A 15,845-nucleotide genomic window follows, 5' to 3' on the forward strand; every position below is an offset into this window, starting at 1 on the left:
GAATCGAATGAAGAAAATCGGATGGATACTGGTCGGCGCCAGCACCGTGGCGCGCGAATGGATGGTCGACGCGATCCGCCAGCAGGGCGACGCGGAAGTGCTGGCCGTGGTCAGTCGGGACGCCGCGCGCGGCGCCGCCTTTGCCGAGCAGTTCGGCATCGCCGCCAGCTATACGGACCTCGATGCGGCACTGGCGCATCCGGGCGCGGACGCCGTGTACATCAGCACCACCAACGAATGGCATATGGCGCAGACCTTGCAGGCGGCGCGCGCCGGCAAGCACGTGCTGTGCGAAAAGCCGCTGGCGCTGAACCTGGACGACGCCCGCCGCATGGTCGACGGCTGCGCCGAGGCGGGCGTGGTGCTGGGGATTAACCACCACCTGCGCAACGCCGCCAGCCATGGCAAGGTGCGCGAGCTGATACGCGCCGGCGAGATCGGCCAGCCCCTGTATTGCCGCGTGCTGCACGCGAATAACCTGCCGCAGCACCTGCGCGGCTGGCGCCTGGACGCGCCGGAATCGGGCGGCGTCACGCTCGACATGTTCGTGCACGACGTCGACACCCTGCGCTTCCTGCTCGATGCGGAGCCGCGCCACGTCACTGCCTGCGCCACCAGCGGCGGCATGACGGTGGCCGGGCTGGAAGAGGGCCTGATGGCCGTCATCGAGTTCGACAACGGCACCCTGGTGCAGGTGCACGACGCGTTCAACGCGCCGCATTCGCTGTCCGGCGTCGAAATCATCGGTACCAAGGGCACCATCTTCGCCACCGGCGTGATGACGCAGCGCCCCGTCGGCAGCATTACCCTGACGCGCGACAGCGGCAAGGTCGACATCCCCGTCGGGCATGAAAACCTGTACGTGCGCTCGGTGCGCGCCTTCCAGCGCGCCATGCGCGGCGAAGGGCAGCCGGCCGCCACCGGCGACGACGGCATGCGCGGCTGGCCACCGCATTGGCGGCACAGCAGGCCAGCCGCAGCCACCAGCGCGTGACCCTGGACGCCTGACGGCCTGCGGCAGACGTAAAAAAGCCGCCTGATCGCGAGACCAGGCGGCTTTTTATCGGCTTGCGTCCGTGATTACTCTTCGCGGCGCAAATGCGGGAACAGCAGGACGTCGCGGATGTTCGGCGAATCCGTGATGATCATCATCAGGCGGTCGATGCCGATGCCGCAGCCGCCGGCTGGCGGCATGCCGTATTCCAGCGCGCGGATGTAGTCGGCGTCGTAGAACATCGCCTCTTCATCGCCGGCGTCCTTGGCGGCCACTTGCGCCAGGAAGCGGGCCGACTGGTCTTCCGCGTCGTTCAACTCGGAGAAGCCGTTGGCGATTTCGCGGCCCACCATGAACAGCTCGAAGCGCTCCGTGATGCCGGCCACCGTGTCGGAAGCGCGCGCCAGTGGCGACACTTCGACCGGGTAGTCGATGATATAGGTCGGTTCCCACAGCTGCGCTTCAGCCGTTTCTTCGAACAGCGCCAGTTGCAGCGCGCCCAGGCCGGCCGTGGCGAACGGCTTGACGCCGAATTTTTTCAGCTCTTCCTTGATGAATTCGGCATCGTTCAACTGCTCGGCGGTGTAGCCTGGAGCATACTTGTTGATCGCTTCGACGATGGTCAGGCGGTGGAACGGTTTTGCCAGATCCAGTTCGCGGCCGCCGTAGGTCAGGGTAGCGGTGCCGTGCGCGTCGATGGCGGCCTGGCGGATGACGGCTTCCGTGAAGTCCATCAGCCATTTGTAGTCGGTGTAGGCCGCGTAGAATTCCATCATCGTGAATTCAGGGTTGTGACGGATCGACACGCCTTCGTTGCGGAAGTTGCGGTTGATCTCGAACACGCGGTCGAAGCCGCCCACGACCAGGCGTTTCAGGTACAACTCGGGCGCGATGCGCAGGAACATCTGCATGTCCAGCGCATTGTGGTGCGTGATGAACGGTTTTGCCGCGGCGCCGCCCGGGATCGTGTGCAGCATCGGCGTTTCCACTTCCATGAACTCGTTCTTTTCCATGAAGCGGCGGATCGACGAGATGGCGGCGGTGCGCGCCTTGAAGGTGCGGCGCGTCTCTTCGTTCATGATCAGGTCGACGTAGCGCTGGCGGTACTTCGTTTCCTGGTCGGCCAGGCCGTGGAATTTGTCCGGCAGCGGGCGCAGCGACTTGGTGATCAGGCGCAGTTCCGTGACCTTGATGGTCAGTTCGTCCGTCTTGGTCTTGAACAGCGTGCCCGTCACGCCCAGGATATCGCCCAGGTCATAGTGGTGCAGGGCGGCCATGGCCGCTTCGCCGGTCAGGTCCAAGGTGGCGTAGATCTGGATGCGGCCGTCGGCTTTCGGGCCGGAGGCGTCTTGCAGGGTGGCGAAAGCGGCTTTCTTGCCCGCTTCGCGCTTGAGCATCATGCGGCCAGCCAGCACCACGGTGACAGGTTCGGCTTCCAGCTCTTCGCGCGTCTTGCCGCCGTATTGCGCGTGCAGGTCGGCCGCCTTGTGCTCGGGGCGGAAATCGTTCGGGAAGGCGACGCCTTGTTCGCGCAGTGCTGCCAGCTTGACGCGGCGCTCGGCGATGATCTTGTTTTCATCGGGGGCGGCGGCTTGTTCTTGGATATCCGTAGTCATGGTGTTCTTCGTTGGTGATGATTGATGATGTGGCGCCAGCGCTGGCGCCACGCTGGCAAACAGTGCGTCGACGTCGAGTGCGGAGAAATCCGGCACGATGGCAATGATGTTGTCGAAGGCGGCAAACGCCTCGGCCGGCAGGGTGGTGGTAAGCACCACGACGCGCATGCCGGCGCGGCGCGCCGCTTCCACGCCCAGGGGCGCGTCTTCGAAGACGATGCAGTCTTGCGGCAGCGCGCCGGCCAGCAGCGCGCCTTTCAGGAAAACGTCCGGGTGCGGCTTGCCCCGTTCCACGTCGGCGGCGCCGACGATGGCGTCGAAGCGGTGGCGCAGGTCCAGGCCATCGAGCGTGAACGCGATGTTCTCGTCCGGCGCGGCCGTGCCCACCACCAGCCCGACGCCAGCCTGGCGCGCGCTGGCGATCAGGCGGTCGAAGCCAAGCACCGTGGCCAGGTGCGGGCCATACAGTTCGCGGTAGACGACTTCCTTTTCCGCCAGCAGGGTGACATGGTCGGCATCCGCGCCCAGGTACTTGGCGATGATTTCGTGTCCCTGCCGTCCCGCCGTGTCGCGGAAGAAGGCGTCCGCGTCCAGCGCATGGCCGTGGCGTTCAAAGAACGCCAGCCACGACGTCGTGTGGAAGGCCATGTTGTCGACGATCGTGCCATCCATGTCGAACAGGAAGGCGCGCTGCGCCGGAGCGGATGCGTTCATCCTTATACGCCTTGCTTGAGCGAGGCGGAGATGAAGTCGTCGATGTCGCCATCGAGCACGCCCTTGGTATTGCCCGTCTCGAAACCGGTACGCAAGTCCTTGATGCGGGACTGGTCCAGCACGTAGGAGCGGATCTGGTGACCCCAGCCCACGTCCGTCTTCGAGTCTTCCAGCTTTTGCTGCTCGCTCATGCGCTTGCGCAGTTCATGCTCGTACAGCTTCGCTTTCAGCATTTCCATCGCTTCGGCGCGGTTGCGGTGCTGCGAACGGTCGTTCTGGCACTGCACCACGATGCCGGTCGGCGCATGGGTCATGCGGACGGCGGAGTCGGTCTTGTTGATGTGCTGACCGCCGGCGCCCGACGCGCGGTAGGTATCGACGCGGATATCGGCCGGGTTGACGTCGATTTCGATCGAATCGTCGACTTCCGGGTACACGAACAGCGACGTAAACGAGGTGTGGCGGCCGTTGGCCGAGTCGAATGGCGACTTGCGCACCAGGCGGTGCACGCCCGTTTCCGTGCGCAGGAAGCCGTAGGCGTGATCGCCCTCGACCTTCAGGGTGGCCGTCTTGATGCCGGCGACCTCGCCGTCGGACTGCTCCAGGATTTCGACCTTGAAGCCCTTGCGTTCGCAATAGCGCAGGTACTGGCGCAGCAGCATCGAGGCCCAGTCCTGGGCTTCCGTACCGCCGGCGCCGGCCTGGATGTCGATGAAGCAGTTGTTCGGGTCCATCGGATTGTTGAACATCCGGCGGAATTCCATGCTCTCGATGACCTTGCGGATTTCCTGCACGTCCTGCTCGATCGCTTCCAGGGTCTCGTCGTCGCCTTCTTCGCGGGCCATGTCGAACAGGTCGCGGGTATCGCGCAGGTCGGCATCGGCCTTGGCGAGCGTGAAGACGATTGCTTCCAGCGCCTTCTTCTCTTTACCGAGGTCCTGGGCGCGCTTGGGATCGTTCCAGACGGTTGGATCTTCCAGCTCTTCGTTGACTTGCTCTAGTTTCTCCGACTTGACAGTGAAGTCAAAGATACCTCCGAAGTTCGGCTTCGCGGACCGTCAGGTCGTTGAGCAGGGCGGAGATGATATTGATGCGTTCGGCTTCCATAATGTTCTGGTCTTCTATGGTGAAATCAAACCCTGAATTATACGCGAGCGCGGCGCGTTTCCGCTGCCGCCGCGGCGCAATTGCTGCCGCACGGGGCAATAAAATGACGATTTTGCTGTATTTACGACAATATTTTTGCCTTGATAGGGGCTGCCGTGCTGCGTATGATGCTGGCGATATTGTCTTTCCACAGGAATACATCATGCTTCAACTTCCCCGTCTCGCCCTGTTACCGCTGCTGCTGGCCGGCTGCGGCGCCTTGCCGCCCGCCGCCACGGGACCCGCCCGGCCGCCATCGGCCGCGCCGGCCGGCAGCAGCGCCACCCTGGCCCTGCTGGAGACGACGGACTTGCACGCGAATGTGCTTAGTTATGATTACTACAAGCTGCAGGCGGAACCGTCGATCGGCCTGGAACGCACGGCGGCCTTGATCGCCCAGGCGCGCGCGCAGTTCCCGAACAATCTCTTGCTCGATAACGGCGACACCATCCAGGGCACGGCCCTGGCCGACTACCAGGCCCTCGTGAAACCGCTGGCTTGCGACCAGACCCTGGCCATCTACAAGGCCATGAATTTGCTGAAAGTGGACGGCGGCGGCATCGGCAACCACGAATTCAACTACGGCCTGGCGTTTTTGAGCCAGGTGACGGGCAACCGCTTCGACGTCGACAGCGTCGACGCCAGCAAACCGCGCTGCGCCGGTCCCGCATTCCCGCAAGTGCTGGCCAACGTCTACAGCGTCAAGACGGGTCAGCCCCTGTTTGCGCCATATCACATCATCGACAAGCAGATCACGGCGACCGGCCCCGATGGCAAACCGGTGACGAGCACCGTGAAGGTGGGCATCATCAGCTTTGCGCCGCCCACCATCATGGCCTGGGACAAGCGCTGGCTGGAAGGCCGCGTCTACACGCAGGGCGTGCGCGAGACAGCGGAAAAATTCATCCCCGAGATGCGCGCCAGGGGCGCCGAGCTGGTGGTGGCCATTTCGCATGGCGGCCTCGATGACAGTCCGTACTCGCCGACCATGGAAAACGGTAATTACTACCTGTCGCAAGTGCCGGGCGTGGACGCCATGCTGATCGGCCACTCGCACCAGCTGTTCCCGAACGCGGCCAGTACGGTGCCGCAGTTTAATTTGCCCGGCGTCGACAAGGTCAAAGGGCTGGTCAATGGCGTGCCCACCGTGATGGCCAATTTGTGGGGCAAGCACCTGGGCGTGATCGGTTTGCGCCTGCGCCACGACGGCAAGCAGTGGGTGGTCGACAAGAGCGCCACGACGGTGGAAGCGCGCGGCATCCAGAATGCGGACAAGAGTTATGTGGCGCCCGACGCAGCCATCGCCGAACTGGTGGCCGAGGAGCACGCAGCGACGATCGCCTACGTGCAGACGCCGGTCGGCGCCACGGATTTCCGCATGTCGACGTATTTCGCCGACGTGGGCGACGTCAGCGCCATCGAAGTGGTGAACCAGGCGCAATCGGGCTACCTGGCCGCCTACGTGAAGGCGAACCTGCCGCAATATGCCAATCTGCCCGTGCTGTCGATGTCGTCCCCGTTCAAGAGCGGCTCGGCGGGCGTATCCGACTACACGGACGTCAAGGCGGGCAACGTGGCGCTGAACAATGCGGCCGACCTGTATCTGTATCCGAACGCGCTGTATGGCGTGAAGATGAACGGCGTCGAATTGAAGGCCTGGCTGGAGCAGTCGGCGCGGCGCTTCAATACCATCGATGTCAACAAGACCGAGCTGCAGGAACTGGTCAACACGGCCCATCCGAGCTACAACTTCGACACGCTCACGAGCGCCGACGTGCGCTACCAGATCGACGTCACGCAGCCGCCGGGCCGTCGCATCCAGGGCCTGACGTTCAAGGGCAAGCCGGTGGACGCGGGCCAGGAATTCCTCATCGCGACAAATAACTACCGCGCCAGCGGCGGCGGCAATTTCCCCGGCCTCGACGGCAGCAAGACGGTGGTGGCCTCGCCCGACAACAACCGCGAGCTGCTGATCGCCTACGTCACGCAGCAGAAAAACCTGACGCGCGCGAAAAACGGCTCGGCGCGCAGCTGGCGCTTCTCCAGGGTTGCCACCAAAGGCCCCGTGGTCTTCCATTCCGCGCCGAACGTGATCGAGCTGGCGAAAGCGGCCGGCATCGACAACGTCACGCAGTTGAAGCTTGATGACGGTGCCGGCAAGGGCTTTGCGCTGTATCAGCTCGACCTGTCGAAATGAAGGCATGGGTGTTTGCCATCGCCCTGGCCGTATCGCCGCTGGCATCGGCAGGGCCGGATGTCACGGCCCAGGCCAAGGTCTTGATGCGTGCGGGCGAGGCGACCCAGCCGCAGGCGCGCGCCCTGTTCGAGCACGCGGCGGGGCAGGGCGGCGGTCCTGCAGCGTATTACCTGGGCTTGATGCACAAGAACGGCATGGGTGGGCCGCAGGACAGCGCCGCCGCGTTGCGCTGGCTGGAACTGGCCGCGCAACGCGGCGTGGCGCCCGCCATGTTCATCGTGGCAAACATGCTGCAGGACGCCGATGAAACACGGGCGCGTCACTGGCTGGATGCCGCCTGCGACCTGGAATACCCGGAAGCGCTGCAGCAGAAATCCGTCGCCCTGGCCGAAGGGCGCATGGGCTATGCGCACAGCGAGGAACAGGCGAACCTGTACCTGAAAATGGCCACGCATGCGATGGGGCACAGGGCCGCAGAGCCGTGATTGTCCGCCAGGTCAGGTTCGCAGGCTATTTGCAGCCTCGGCAATGGCCAGCGGGTTGCGCGACAGCAGGGCGGCGGCCAGGTCCAGCAGGCCTGCCGCTGCCTTGATGGCCGCGTGCGTGTGCCCGATGTCGGCCACGGTTTTCCTGCCTTGGTCGATGGCCGTGTTCACATTGGCCAATGCCTGCTGCGCACTCTGGTTGATCAGGTAGATGCCGTGGGCGCGGAAAAAGGACACCATCTGATCCAGGTGGCTTTCATATTGCTTGAGATCATGCAGCACGGCTGACGGCGTCGGCGGCGTGCGGTCGGTCAGCGCGATGCGCAGCTCCAGTACCTGGTTCGAGGCCTGTGCCAGCTTGTCGGCGATTTCCGTCGTTTGTTTTTCATCGAGTGCGATAACGTTGCCCATGTCCGACTCCTACCAGGGGGATGGTGAATAATTGGCGGCCTGTTTTTGCAGGGTATCGACTTGCTTGGCAAAAGTGTCCAGTTGACGCTCCAATGCCGGGTCTTGCATGGACTTGGCGCGCAAGGTGCTGAGACTGTTTTGCAATTCCGTCATGGCGGCAAGATAGGCCTCGATGACCTTGCCACGCTCCTGCAATTGCCGCCCGTCAAGGTAGAGCTTGGCCTTCAGATAGTTGCTGGTCACGGGTTCCCTGGCGGCAGCGTTGTCGAGCGAGCGATTCAGGGATGCCAGCGTCAGGCTCTCGTCGTGCAGATTGGCCTGGTAGTTTTGCTGCGCATATTTTTTCAGCGCATTGCTGATGATATAAATATCGTCTTCGCGCGCCAGCAATTCGTTGATTCCCGACTGCTGTCTTTGCTGCGTGACAATCTGGCTGATCAGTGCGCTCAGGCGCGTGACTTTGTCCAGCTGGTCGGCGTCGAGCACCGGCGCCGTGCCGCCGGACTGCTGCAAGGCGCCCAGCGAACCGCCAAGGGCGCCGATCTCCTCCTTGTAGTTCGCCAGCTTGTCGTTGGCCAGCGCGGCAAGTACTTCCGCGTAGCGTTTCAATACATCGTTCAGTTCGGCTGTGCCCGCCAATTGCGCCGCATAGTCCTTGCAGCGCCGGAGCAGGTCCTGTTCCGTTTCCTGCGCAACGTAGGGGCGGTCGGTGATGATGCTGTTGCGCCGTACATTATTGGTGCAACTGCTCATGGAGTGCGTCAGCATGGGTTTGAATACTTCCGTTATCGCCACCGTCTGTCCCGCGAACTTGTCGACCGGCGTGAAGTTCTTGCAGGCGCTACTCATGCCGGCGATCAGCAGGCAGGCGCAGATGCTTGTCATGGGCTGGCGCATAGGGTCTCCATGGTAGGGAAGGGATTGCCGCCATGGCCGGTTGACCCTGGTTCAATGACCATATCACCATTGCATCGCCATACTTTTGACGCAGATCAGACATATGCATCGTGTGTCATGGTGTAGCACCTGTGTCAATTTGCGCCATATTTTCCTTACAAAAGACTGACAACAGGGCTGCAATTGCGGCTTTTCCGCATGTTGCGACGCGTCATATGTAGTTGTTGCTGGTGCATGTTTACTCACCTACAATGATTTATCGATGGGGCGGTTATCCAGCGTACGACTATAAAAATAAGTGGCATTAAAAACGTTGTATCAGAGGAGATGACAATGAATTTGAAACAGAAATTGCTCGTGGCAAGTTTGGTTTTGGGTTTCTCGCAGGCGGCAGTCGCAGCCGACCCCATCAAGATCGGCGTGTCCGGACCGTTTACGGGCGGTTCCGCGCCGATGGGCGTGTCGATGCGCGACGGCGTCAAGCTGGCCGTCGCTGAAATCAATGCCAAGGGCGGCGTGCTGGGCCGTTCCCTGCTGCTCATCGAGCGCGATGATGAAGCGAAGAACGAACGCGGCGTGCAGATCGCCCAGGAGCTGATCAACAAGGAAAAGGTCGCCGCCACCGTCGGCTACATCAACACGGGCGTGGCCCTCGCTTCGCAGCGCTTTTACCAGGAAGCGAAGATTCCCGTCATGAACAATGTGGCGACGGGCTCCATCGTCACCAAGCAATTCGCCGACCAGCCGGAAAACTACATCTTCCGCAATGCCGCCAATGACACCATCCAGTCCGGCATGATCGTGCACGAGGCGATCGAAAACCGCAAGTTCAAGAAAGTGGCGATCCTGGCCGACTCCACCAACTATGGCCAGCTGGGCCGCGAAGACCTGGAAAAGGCGCTCGACAAGAAGGGTATCAAGCCCGTCGTCGTGGAAAAATACAACATCAAGGACGTCGACATGACGGCCCAGCTGCTGAAAGCCAAGCAGGCAGGGGCGGAAGTCGTGCTGACCTACGGCATCGGCCCGGAACTGGCGCAGATCGCCAACGGCATGGAAAAACTGGGCTGGAAAGTGCCGCTGATCGGCAGCTGGACCCTGGCCATGGGTAACTTCATCGACAACGCGGGCAAGAACGGCAACGGTACGCGCATGCCGCAAACCTTCATCCAGGATGCCAGCACGCCGAAACGCAAGGCCTTCATCGACGCCTACGTGGCCGCCTACAAGCCATCGGGCGGACGCATGCCGTCGGCCGTGTCGGCTGCGCAAGGCTACGATTCCATCTACCTGCTGGCCGCGGCCATCACGCAGGCGGGCGGCACGGACGGCCCGAAAGTACGCGCCGCGCTGGAAAACCTGAACGAGAAGGTGGAAGGCGCCGTCACCACCTACAACAAACCGTTCAGCAAGACCAACCATGAAGCGATCACGGCCGACCTGACCGTGTTTGGCGAAGTCAAGGACGGCAAGGTCGTCCTCGCGAAATAAGCCTGGCGGACAGTCGCCGCGCAGTGGCCAGCCTTGAGGAATCAGGACTGGCCATTTTTTCATCTTTCGTCTTCCGGGGAATACCATGGAAATCTTCCTGCAGCTCGTCTTCAGCGGCATCGCGCTGGGCATGATCTATGCCGTCATCGCTTTCGGCTACCAGCTGACCTTTGCCACTTCCGGCACCCTCAATTTCGGCCAGGGCGAATCCCTGATGCTGGGCGCGCTCGTGGGCCTCTCCCTGGTGGGCACCATCCATGGCGGGCCGTACATGAGCTATCTGCTGATGATCCCCATCGTCATCGTCTTCGGCGCCTTGCAGGGCGTGTTCGTCGAATGGATAGGTGTGCGGCCGGCCATCAAGATCAAGTCCGAATTCGGCTGGATCATGTCGACCATCGCGCTTGCCATCATTTTCAAGAACGTGGCGGAAAACATCTGGGGCAAGGATGACCTGATGTTCCCGTCGCCGCTGTCGGCCGCGCCGTTCCAGGTATTCGGCGCCAACGTGCAGCAGATGCAGGTGGCCGTCATCGTCGGCGCGCTGGCCATCATGCTGGCCGTGGAAGTCTTCAACCGCAAATCGATCTATGGCAAGGCCGTCGTGGCGACGGCCAACGACCGCGACGCGGCCGGTTTGATGGGCATCAACACGGGCATGGTCATCACGTTTTCCTACGCGCTGTCGTCGGCCACGGCCGCCTTCGCGGGCGTGCTGGTGGCGCCGCTGACCCTGACGGGCGCGACCATGGGCGCTTCGCTGGGCTTGAAAGCGTTTGCCGTGGCCATCATCGGCGGCCTGACCTCGGGCGTGGGCGCCATCGTCGGCGGGCTGATCCTGGGCATCGCCGAGACGACCACCGGCTACTACATCTCCACCGGCTACAAGGAAGTGCCTGGCCTGCTGCTCCTGCTGCTGGTGCTGGCCATCAAGCCGTCCGGCCTGTTCGGCAAAGCCGCGATCAAGAAAGTCTGAGGACGACATGAACAAGAAAATCACCATGCTGGCGTTGAGCGCGGCGGGACTGGCCGTGCTCGCGTTGTTCCCCATCGTCATTCCGAACCCATATTACATCCACCTGGCCGAGACCATCTTGATCTATGCCATCCTGCTGTTCGGCCTCGATATCGTCGTCGGCTACACGGGGCAGGTGTCGCTGGGCCATGCGGGCCTGTTCGGCATCGGCTCGTACGCCACGGGCGTGCTGGTGTTCAAGCTGGGCGCGCCGTTCTGGCTGGCCATCCCCGCCAGCATCCTGGGCGCGGCCGTCTTCGGCGCCATCCTGGCCTTGCCGGCCCTGCGCGTGACGGGGCCCTACCTGGCGATGGTGACCCTGGCCTTCGGCACCATCGTGCAAATCCTGATCAATGAAATGAGCTTCCTGACGGAAGGGCCGATGGGCATCAAGATCCACAAGCCCGTCCTGTTCGGCCACAAGCTTTCCGAGGTCGAGTATTACTACATGGTCGCCGCGCTGCTGGTGATCTCGCTGGTGGTGGTGCACCGCATTCTGAAATCGAACTTGGGCCGGGCGTTCGAAGCCTTGCGCGACAGCCCCATCGCCTCGGACTGCATGGGTGTATCCGTGTACCGCTACAAGGTGTATGCCTTCGTCATCAGCGCCGGTTTCGCGGGCCTGGCCGGCAGCCTGTATGCGTATTCGGAAGAGTACATCTCGCCCAATACCTACAACTTCGAGCTGACGATATTGTTCTTGCTGGCCGTCATCATGGGCGGGCGCAAGACGCGTTCCGGCGCCCTGATCGGCGCGCTGATCGTCGTCATGCTGCCCAGCCTGCTGTCGGATATCGAATTGTTCCGCAAGATCGCCGTCGGCGCCGCCGTGCTGGGCGTGATCGGTTCCATCATCATGCTGGCGAAGAAGCGCTCCACCGTGCGCGGCGTGCTCGTGCCCCTGGTGGCGACCATCGGCCTGGCCGCGTATTCGTACAAGCTGGAAAACATGGTCGACTGGCGCCTGACCATCTTCGGCCTGATGACCTTATTTGTCGTGTACTACCTGCAGGACGGCATCGTCGGCTTCCTGATGAGCTTTATCGGCAAGGGCCGGCGCCATGTGGAAGCCGTCGCTTCGCACGGCGTGGCGCCGTTTGACCACGCGCAGGGCGGGCAGCAGGGCGCGACCCTGCTGCGCGTGGACCAGGCCCTGATGCAGTTCGGCGGCCTGAAAGCGCTGAACCAGGTGGACTTGAACGTCACGCAAGGTTCCGTGCACGGCTTGATCGGGCCGAACGGCTCGGGCAAGAGCACGATGATGAACGTGCTGACTGGGATCTACAAGCCGACGGCGGGCAGGGTGGAATTTGCCGGCATGGTGATCTCCGGCCGCACGCCGTCCGAAATCGCGCTGGGCGGCGTGGCGCGCACCTTCCAGAACGTGCAGCTGTTCGGCGAGATGACGGCGACGGAAAACGTGCTGGTGGGCTTGCACAACACGTTCAAGTCGAACGTGCTGGACGTGATGCTGCATACGCCCCGCTACAAGCGCGAAGAGAAGGCGGCGCGCGAGCGGGCCGCCAGCATCCTCGAATTCGTCGGCCTGGCCGACCTGGCCAACGAAGAGGCGCGCAATCTGCCGTATGGCAAGCAGCGGCTGCTGGAAATCGGCCGCGCGCTGGGCCTGAACCCGCGCCTGCTGCTGCTCGATGAGCCGGCGGCGGGCCTGACGGCGCCCGACATCAAGGAACTGATGGCCATCATCCGCAAGATCCGCGAGCACGGCATCACCATCATCCTGATCGAGCATCACATGGACGTGGTGATGGCCCTGTCGGACGTGGTGACGGTGCTGGACTTCGGCCAGAAGATCGCCGAAGGCGTGCCCGCGCTTGTCCAGAGCGACCCGAAAGTGATCGAAGCCTACCTGGGCGGCAGCGCCGAAACCCTGGCGCCAGCGGCGCACTGAGAGGAAGACCATGCTGACCATTAACAATCTGCACGCCGCCTACGGCAAAGTCGAAGTCTTGCACGGCATTTCGCTCGACGTCCCGAAGGGCAAGCTGGTGACCCTGATCGGTTCGAACGGGGCCGGCAAGACCACCACCATGCGCGCCATTTCCGGCATGCTCAAACCGAAATCCGGCACTGTCACCCTGGGCGGCAAGGATGTCACGGGGCTCGATTCGCACCGCATCGCCCGCGCGGGACTGGCCCATTCGCCGGAAGGCAGGAGGGTGTTCGCCTCGATGTCGGTGACGGACAACCTGCTGCTGGGCGCCTTCCCCCGTTTTACGCGGGCGCGCCCGAAAGGCGACATCAAGGGCGACCTGGACAAGGCGCTGGAACTGTTCCCCCGCCTGAAGGAGCGGCGCGACCAGCTGGCCGGCACCTTGTCGGGCGGCGAGCAGCAAATGCTGGCCATGGCCCGCGCCGTGATGCTGAATCCGGAAGTGATCCTGCTGGACGAGCCGTCGATGGGCCTGGCGCCGATTCTGGTGGAAGAAGTCTTCCGCATCATCACGCGATTGAAGGCGGAAGGCGTGACCATGCTGCTGGTCGAACAATTCGCCGCCGCCGCCCTGAACGTGGCCGATTACGGCTACGTGCTGGAAAACGGCAGCATTTCCGTGCACGGGCCGGCGGAAAGCCTGAAAAATGATCCGAAGGTGATCGCGGCTTACCTGGGCGGCGGGCATTGAGCATGGCTGGACAATGCGCTTGCTGCGCATTGTCAAATCCTCTACACTGCGCTTCCCAACCCGCAGTGTAGAAAAAGGCATCATGCGCAGCGCCAGCCCGTTTTCCCCGCTTTTCCCTCCGCTTTTATCCCCGCTTTTTTTCCTGCTCTTGCCCGCCGCGGCCTGCGCCGACGATGCGCCGCTGCAAAAGGTTGAAATTACCGCCGCCAGCGGCGTACAGCAGCGGCGTGACGACACGGCCGCGAAGATCATCGTCAGCCGCGACGACCTGGCCCAATATGGCGACAGCAGCCTGGCCGCGACGTTGAAACGCCAGCCCGGCGTCTCCGTCGTCGGCGGCGAGGTGCGTATGCGGGGCCTGGGGGGCGGCTACACGCAGATGCTGATCAACGGCGACCCTGCGCCACCAGGGTTTTCCATCGAATCGATAGCACCCGAGATGATCGAGCGCATCGAGATTTTGCGCAGCGCGACGGCCGAATACAGTATGCAAGCCGTCGCCGGCAGCATCAACGTGGTCTTGCGCAAGGGCGCCAGCGGCGCCGAGCGCGAAGGGAAGCTGGGCGCGGGCCGGCAGGATGGCCGCTGGCAACCTGCCGCGTCGCTGCGCGTGGCGGACAAGCTGCCCGGTTTCGCCTACTCGCTGACGGGCGCTCTGGAGCGCACTGCCGACGACGTGGCGGGAAGGATGACTGAAACAAGCGCAGATGCCACCGGCACGCTGCTGGCGCAGCGTACAACGCGCACGCGCAATGCTTCGTCCGTCAACAAGGCCAGCCTGACGCCGCGCCTGCACTGGACCCTGGACAAGGGCGACACCATCACCTGGCAAAGCCTGCTGGACTGGTACCGCACGGGGTTTGACGGCGTGGCGCGCGAAACGACCTTGCTGGGGGCGGCCTCCAGCTATCCGCGCAATGGCGCCACCTCGCAAGCCAGCGTGTTTTCAGCGCGCAGCGATGTGAGCTGGGCGCACGCGCTGGCGGCGGGCAAGCTGACGGCCAGGCTGGGCGTCAACCACAACCGGCGCGACACGGATTATCTTTTCCATGGCGAGACGGCCGCCGGCGCACCCCTGCTGCTGCGCGGCGTGGTCTCCGACGCCGTCGACGACAGCGTCAACAGCAGCGGCAAGTACCTGGGCCGGCTCGGTGGCGGCCACGCCCTGAGCCTGGGCTGGGATGGCAGCCTGATACGCCGCAGCGAGTCGCGCCGCCAGCGCGACACGTATCTTGCCGGCGGTGCGCCGTATGCGCTCGATGAAGAATACACGGCCGACGTGCGGCGCCTGGCCCTGTATGCGCAGGATGAATGGGACGTGACGCCGCGCCTGCAAATGTATACGGGCGTGCGCTGGGAAGGCTTGCAGACGGCGACCGAGGGCCGCACCTTGAGCGAAGTGCGCACGCGGGCCAGCGTCTGGAGTCCCGTGGCGCAGCTGCTGTGGAAGTTGCCGCAGCAGGAGCGCGACCAGCTGCGGCTGGCGCTGGCGCGCACCTACAAGGCGCCCACCACGCGCAACCTGGTGCCGCGCCGCTATACCGTCAACAATGGCAACAGTGCCAACAATCCCGATTTCCAGGGCAATCCCGAGCTGCGCCCGGAACTGGCGTGGGGGCTGGACGCGGCGTATGAAAGCTATTTTGGCAAGAGCGGCGTGGCCAGCCTGTCGGCATTCACGCGGCGCATCAGCGACGTTACCGTGCAGCGCCTGTTCCTGCACGACGGCGTCTGGACGGCCAGCCCGTTTAACAATGGCGCGGCCACGGTGCGCGGCATCGAGCTGGACGTGAAATTCCCCGTGCGGACCTGGTGGGCGCAGGCGCCCGACGTCGACGTGCGCGCCAATGCGGGGCGCAACTGGTCCAGGGTCGCCGCCGTGCCGGGTCCCGGCAACCGCCTGGCCAGCCAGGTGCCGGCCACGCTCAACCTGGGACTCGATTACCGGCGCTCGCCGGGGATGAGCATGGGCGGCAATCTGAACGTGCAGACGGGCGGCCTGGCGCGGCTCGATGCGCACGCCAGCAGCCATGCGGGCGTGCGGCGCACCCTCGACGCGTATGCGTTGTGGCAGCCGGACGCAAAAACGCGCGTGCGCCTGTCGGCCGCCAACCTGCTGCACCAGCAGCAGGTGCAGGGGCAATCCTGGGTCGATGATGCAGGCCGCAGCGACAGCGTGACGACCCTCGATGGCAGCGTTGCGCTGCGCCTGATGCTCGAGCGCAGCCTGTAGG

Annotated in this window: 13 protein-coding genes and 1 pseudogene; 8 read left to right on the top strand and 6 right to left on the bottom strand. The window is 63.5% G+C overall.

The genetic code is table 11. From position 1 onward, the window contains the following. Positions 1-7: 7 nt before the first annotated feature. A complete protein-coding gene (locus NCG91_RS02045; protein ID WP_251348363.1) occupies positions 8-994 on the top strand; it encodes a Gfo/Idh/MocA family protein in 987 nt (328 codons plus the stop codon). An 86-nt stretch (positions 995-1,080) separates the two neighbouring features. Here NCG91_RS02045 and lysS read toward each other — a convergent pair whose 3' ends face one another. From lysS to NCG91_RS02065, 4 genes and pseudogenes are all read right to left on the bottom strand, one after another. Beyond that, positions 1,081-2,610: a lysine--tRNA ligase gene (gene lysS / locus NCG91_RS02050; protein ID WP_099667574.1), complete on the bottom strand. Its 1,530-nt coding sequence runs from the start codon at positions 2,608-2,610 to the stop codon at positions 1,081-1,083. A gap of 165 nt (positions 2,611-2,775) precedes the next feature. Beyond that, positions 2,776-3,324: pseudogene (locus NCG91_RS02055) on the bottom strand (HAD family hydrolase); the annotation flags it as partial. A 2-nt stretch (positions 3,325-3,326) separates the two neighbouring features. Further along, positions 3,327-4,431, bottom strand: a protein-coding gene (gene prfB, locus NCG91_RS02060) for a peptide chain release factor 2 (RefSeq protein ID WP_139143151.1) whose coding sequence is annotated in 2 segments (ribosomal slippage) — positions 3,327-4,349 and positions 4,351-4,431 — 1,104 coding nt in all. Because the reading frame shifts where the segments join, the coding sequence is not laid out codon by codon here. Beyond that, a complete protein-coding gene (locus NCG91_RS02065; RefSeq protein ID WP_171984906.1) occupies positions 4,348-4,635 on the bottom strand; it encodes a hypothetical protein in 288 nt (95 codons plus the stop codon). Before NCG91_RS02065 ends, prfB begins: the two co-directional genes overlap by 84 nt. On the opposite strand from NCG91_RS02065, the gene NCG91_RS02070 reads away from it, so the two are divergent. Both NCG91_RS02070 and NCG91_RS02075 read left to right on the top strand, forming a co-directional pair. Beyond that, positions 4,634-6,667, top strand: a complete 2,034-nt coding sequence (locus NCG91_RS02070) for a bifunctional 2',3'-cyclic-nucleotide 2'-phosphodiesterase/3'-nucleotidase (RefSeq protein WP_251348364.1) — start codon at positions 4,634-4,636, stop codon at positions 6,665-6,667. The two genes, NCG91_RS02065 and NCG91_RS02070, sit on opposite strands and share 2 nt — an antisense overlap. 8 nt (positions 6,668-6,675) lie before the next feature. Beyond that, the gene (locus NCG91_RS02075; protein ID WP_251348365.1) at positions 6,676-7,152 is read left to right on the top strand and encodes a tetratricopeptide repeat protein; all 477 of its coding nucleotides are present in this window, start codon (positions 6,676-6,678) and stop codon (positions 7,150-7,152) included. A gap of 12 nt (positions 7,153-7,164) precedes the next feature. On the opposite strand, the gene NCG91_RS02080 is transcribed toward NCG91_RS02075, so the two are convergent. Next, positions 7,165-7,563, bottom strand: coding sequence for a hypothetical protein (locus NCG91_RS02080; RefSeq protein ID WP_251348366.1), 399 nt, complete (start codon positions 7,561-7,563; stop codon positions 7,165-7,167). Between the two features lie 9 nt (positions 7,564-7,572). Then, complete coding sequence (locus NCG91_RS02085) at positions 7,573-8,460, bottom strand: hypothetical protein (protein ID WP_251348367.1); 888 nt, start codon at positions 8,458-8,460, stop codon at positions 7,573-7,575. Positions 8,461-8,793: 333 nt separating this feature from the next. Between NCG91_RS02085 and NCG91_RS02090 the strand changes: the two genes are divergently transcribed. The 5 genes from NCG91_RS02090 (at position 8,794) to NCG91_RS02110 (ending at position 15,844) form a co-directional block, all read left to right on the top strand. Further along, positions 8,794-9,951, top strand: coding sequence for an ABC transporter substrate-binding protein (locus NCG91_RS02090; RefSeq protein WP_046682990.1), 1,158 nt, complete (start codon positions 8,794-8,796; stop codon positions 9,949-9,951). Between the two features lie 85 nt (positions 9,952-10,036). Beyond that, on the top strand, positions 10,037-10,927 hold the full coding sequence (locus tag NCG91_RS02095; protein ID WP_034782923.1) for a branched-chain amino acid ABC transporter permease: 891 nt from the start codon (positions 10,037-10,039) through the stop codon (positions 10,925-10,927). A gap of 7 nt (positions 10,928-10,934) precedes the next feature. After that, complete coding sequence (locus NCG91_RS02100; RefSeq protein WP_251348368.1) at positions 10,935-12,878, top strand: branched-chain amino acid ABC transporter ATP-binding protein/permease; 1,944 nt, start codon at positions 10,935-10,937, stop codon at positions 12,876-12,878. Between the two features lie 10 nt (positions 12,879-12,888). Continuing rightward, positions 12,889-13,611 (top strand): ABC transporter ATP-binding protein, encoded by a 723-nt coding sequence (locus NCG91_RS02105; protein ID WP_099667581.1) that lies wholly within the window; start codon positions 12,889-12,891, stop codon positions 13,609-13,611. Positions 13,612-13,693: 82 nt separating this feature from the next. Beyond that, positions 13,694-15,844 carry a TonB-dependent receptor plug domain-containing protein gene (locus NCG91_RS02110; RefSeq protein ID WP_251348369.1) on the top strand — a complete coding sequence of 717 codons (2,151 nt, stop codon included), beginning with the start codon at positions 13,694-13,696 and terminating at the stop codon, positions 15,842-15,844. The last annotated feature ends 1 nt before the right edge of the window (position 15,845 follow it).

This window comes from Janthinobacterium kumbetense, from assembly GCF_023703445.1.
Lineage (GTDB): Bacteria > Pseudomonadota > Gammaproteobacteria > Burkholderiales > Burkholderiaceae_D > Janthinobacterium > Janthinobacterium kumbetense.

Coding starts and splice junctions, on each gene's coding strand:
- NCG91_RS02065 (WP_171984906.1), bottom strand. CDS start 4,635: ATGATGTATTCCTGTGGAAAGACAATATCGCCAGCATCATACGCAGCA.
- lysS (WP_099667574.1), bottom strand. CDS start 2,610: ATGACTACGGATATCCAAGAACAAGCCGCCGCCCCCGATGAAAACAAG.
- NCG91_RS02080 (WP_251348366.1), bottom strand. CDS start 7,563: ATGGGCAACGTTATCGCACTCGATGAAAAACAAACGACGGAAATCGCC.
- NCG91_RS02105 (WP_099667581.1), top strand. CDS start 12,889: ATGCTGACCATTAACAATCTGCACGCCGCCTACGGCAAAGTCGAAGTC.
- NCG91_RS02045 (WP_251348363.1), top strand. CDS start 8: ATGAAGAAAATCGGATGGATACTGGTCGGCGCCAGCACCGTGGCGCGC.
- NCG91_RS02070 (WP_251348364.1), top strand. CDS start 4,634: ATGCTTCAACTTCCCCGTCTCGCCCTGTTACCGCTGCTGCTGGCCGGC.
- NCG91_RS02110 (WP_251348369.1), top strand. CDS start 13,694: ATGCGCAGCGCCAGCCCGTTTTCCCCGCTTTTCCCTCCGCTTTTATCC.
- NCG91_RS02095 (WP_034782923.1), top strand. CDS start 10,037: ATGGAAATCTTCCTGCAGCTCGTCTTCAGCGGCATCGCGCTGGGCATG.
- NCG91_RS02090 (WP_046682990.1), top strand. CDS start 8,794: ATGAATTTGAAACAGAAATTGCTCGTGGCAAGTTTGGTTTTGGGTTTC.
- NCG91_RS02100 (WP_251348368.1), top strand. CDS start 10,935: ATGAACAAGAAAATCACCATGCTGGCGTTGAGCGCGGCGGGACTGGCC.
- NCG91_RS02085 (WP_251348367.1), bottom strand. CDS start 8,460: ATGCGCCAGCCCATGACAAGCATCTGCGCCTGCCTGCTGATCGCCGGC.